A 2,822-nucleotide genomic window follows, 5' to 3' on the forward strand; every position below is an offset into this window, starting at 1 on the left:
CGCCGTCCACGCCGCGAGCTTTGCTCGGCGCGTCGGCTCGAGGCTCGGCCATGCCCTGCAGCCCCGCCGACGCCTTCCTCACTGGTGGCGCGTGGTGTACGTTCCCTCGCCAAGCCCTTTGTTCCCTGCCATACCCTCTGCCTGGGCTTATCCGGATAGGTTGTGCGCACGTGGATAGGTTATGCACATCCGGATAGGTTATTAAGCTATCCGGATGCTGCTTACCTATCCGGATGTTCGTTACCTATCCGGATGTTGCTTACCTATCCGGATGTGCGTTGGTGGCCGGGAGCCCCAGTCCTTTACGCGGGCGGGACCGCAGCTCATTATCGGTGACCGTGACGCATACACTGACCCACTCCTTTACGCGGGTGGGACCGCGGTTCATTATCGGTGACCGTGACGCATGCACTGACCCACTCCTTTACGCGGGTGGGACCGTGACTGGAGGGGTCTGGGCCGCGAGGGCGGTCGCAGGCATGGTTCCTAGGCAATGTCGCACGTAATTCCCCTGCGGCTGCTTCAAACCTTGAATGTGCGTCGTTGGAATTGCAACTTTTTGAGCGCCGCTTGAAAACTGACCGTGGGAAATTATGTGCGACTTTTATTCGGTGAGACCCTGTGGCGCCGTCGGGTCCGCCCGCCCGCTCGCCGTCCACGCCGCGAGCTTTGCTCGGCGCGTCGGCTCGAAGCCCGGTGAGACCCTGTGGCGCCGTCGGCGCCCGCCGGCACCCTCCACACGGGTCGCGCGTTGCGTGTTACGTGACCAGGCCCGCGTTCCCTGCGATACCGTCTGGGCTTATCTGGATAGGTTGTGCGCACGTGGATAGGTTATGCACATCCGGATAGGTTATTAAGCTATCCGGATGTTGCTTACCTATCCGGATGTTGCTTACCTATCCGGATGCTGCTTACCTATCCGGATGTTCGTTACCTATCCGGATGTTGCTTACCTATCCGGATGTGCGTTGGTGGCCGGGAGCTGCGGCCCCGCCAGCGCCCTCCGCACTGGTGGCGTGTAGCGCGTGCTGAGCAGCCGGTGGCCGCCCACCGGGCGCGGCCTAACCCGGCCGCTGCCTCGTACATGCGCCGCGCGGAGGACACCTCGGGCACAACGAAACTGGGGCCGGCCACCGACCCCCGCCTGAATCGTTCCTAGTCCTGAGAGTCGCCGCGGCCTCGCGGCGTGATCTGCGGCCACTCGCGGTCGATGGATGCGTCGCGGCCCTGCTTGCGCAGGTACTTCTCGAAGTCCTCGGCCCAATCCTGGTGGGCCTGGAGCTGGTAATCCATGAGCTCCAGGGCGCTCATCGACGCCAGCTGCGGGTACTTATCCACCATGCCGGCCAGCACGTCAAGCGTCATGGCCACGTCGACCTCGGCCGTGTGAGCGTCCGGGGAGGCGACCGCGCCGTAGACGGGCGCCATCTCCGTCAGCGTCTTCTTACCCTTGCGGAAGCGGTCGAGCTTCCGATCCAAGACGAGCGGGTCGACGACCAGCATCGGCGCGCCCTCCAGGCGCTCCTCGAAGGAACCCAGGCGGTGGCGGCGCAGCTCCTGGTTGACCAGCGTGATGTCATAGGTCGCATTGAAGGCCACGACCGGGTAGCCGCGCAGCCAGTGCTCGACGATGGAACCGGCCAGCTCGTGCAGGACCTCCTCGATAGGGCGGCCGTCGCGCCGCGCCTGCTCGGTCGTAATGCCGTGGACGGCTGTGGCTTGCTCGGGGATCTCGACACCCGGGTCGGTCAGCCAGGTCGCCACCTGATCGGGGGCGCTGACGCCGGACCGGTAGGAGGCGCCGTCGATGCGCAGCACCAGCGCGGCGGTGACGAGGCGGTCCTTGAGCGCGCGCACGCCCGTCGTCTCGGTGTCAAAACCCATCCACGGGTCCTCGATCCAGCTCATGATTGCTCCTGTCCTTGCCGGTTCCTCCAGTGTGGCAGAGGGCGGGCACATCTGCGTCTCGGAGGAAGTGGAAGCGTCTCGGAGGCAGTAGAATCGGTTCATGAGCCACGAAGTCGAAATCGGACGCGGCAAGCGCGGTCGGCGCGCCTACACACTGGACGACATAGCGCTCGTGCCCGCCCGGCGAACGCGCGACCCCGAGGACGTTAACGTCGGCTGGCAGATCGACGCCTACCACGTCGACATTCCTCTCATGGCCGCCCCTATGGACTCGGTGATGAGCCCGGAAACCGCGATCGCCTTTGGTCGCCTCGGTGGCATCGGCGTCCTGGATCTGGATGGACTGTGGACCCGCTACGAGGATCCCACCCCGATTCTTGATCAGATCGCTCACCTGGGCGAGGAGGAGTCGATCGCGACCCTCCAGCGCGTCTATTCGGAGCCGATCAAGCCCTCGCTGATCACGGAGCGGCTCAAGCAGCTGCGCGAGGCCGGCGTGGTCGTCGCCGGCAAGCTCTCGCCCCAGCGCGTCCAGCAGCATTGGCGCGCGGTCGTGGACGCGGGCGTCGACCTGTTCATTATTCGCGGCTCCACAGTGTCCGCCGAGCACGTGTCGTCGCGGCGCGAGCCCCTCAACCTCAAGCGCTTCATCTACGAGCTGGACGTCCCCGTCATCGTCGGAGGCGTGTGCACGGACACGGCGGCCCTGCACCTGATGCGCACGGGCGCGGCCGGCGTCCTCGTTGGCTTTGGTGGGGGAGCGGCGCACTCGACGCGCCAGTCGCTGGGCGTGCACGCGCCGATGGCGACGGCGATCGCGGACGTGGCGGCGGCCCGGCGCGACTACATGGACGAGTCCGGCGGTCGCTACGTGCACGTCATCGCGGACGGGGGCATTGGGCGCAGCGGCGACC

2 protein-coding genes are annotated in these 2,822 nt (G+C 65.9%); one reads left to right on the forward strand and one right to left on the reverse strand.

Features of this window, described 5'->3' with window-relative positions:
* Nucleotides 1-1,155: 1,155 nt before the first annotated feature.
* On the reverse strand, nt 1,156-1,908 hold the full coding sequence (locus tag HMPREF1138_RS06990; protein ID WP_009057981.1) for an exonuclease domain-containing protein: 753 nt from the start codon (nt 1,906-1,908) through the stop codon (nt 1,156-1,158).
* Nucleotides 1,909-2,008: 100 nt separating this feature from the next.
* Here HMPREF1138_RS06990 and HMPREF1138_RS06995 point away from each other — a divergent pair.
* Nucleotides 2,009-2,822, forward strand: an 814-nt coding sequence (locus tag HMPREF1138_RS06995) for a GuaB3 family IMP dehydrogenase-related protein (protein ID WP_009057982.1), incomplete at its 3' end; no start/stop codon positions are given.

The organism is Actinomyces sp. ICM58, assembly GCF_000283035.1.
Taxonomy (GTDB): domain Bacteria; phylum Actinomycetota; class Actinomycetes; order Actinomycetales; family Actinomycetaceae; genus Pauljensenia.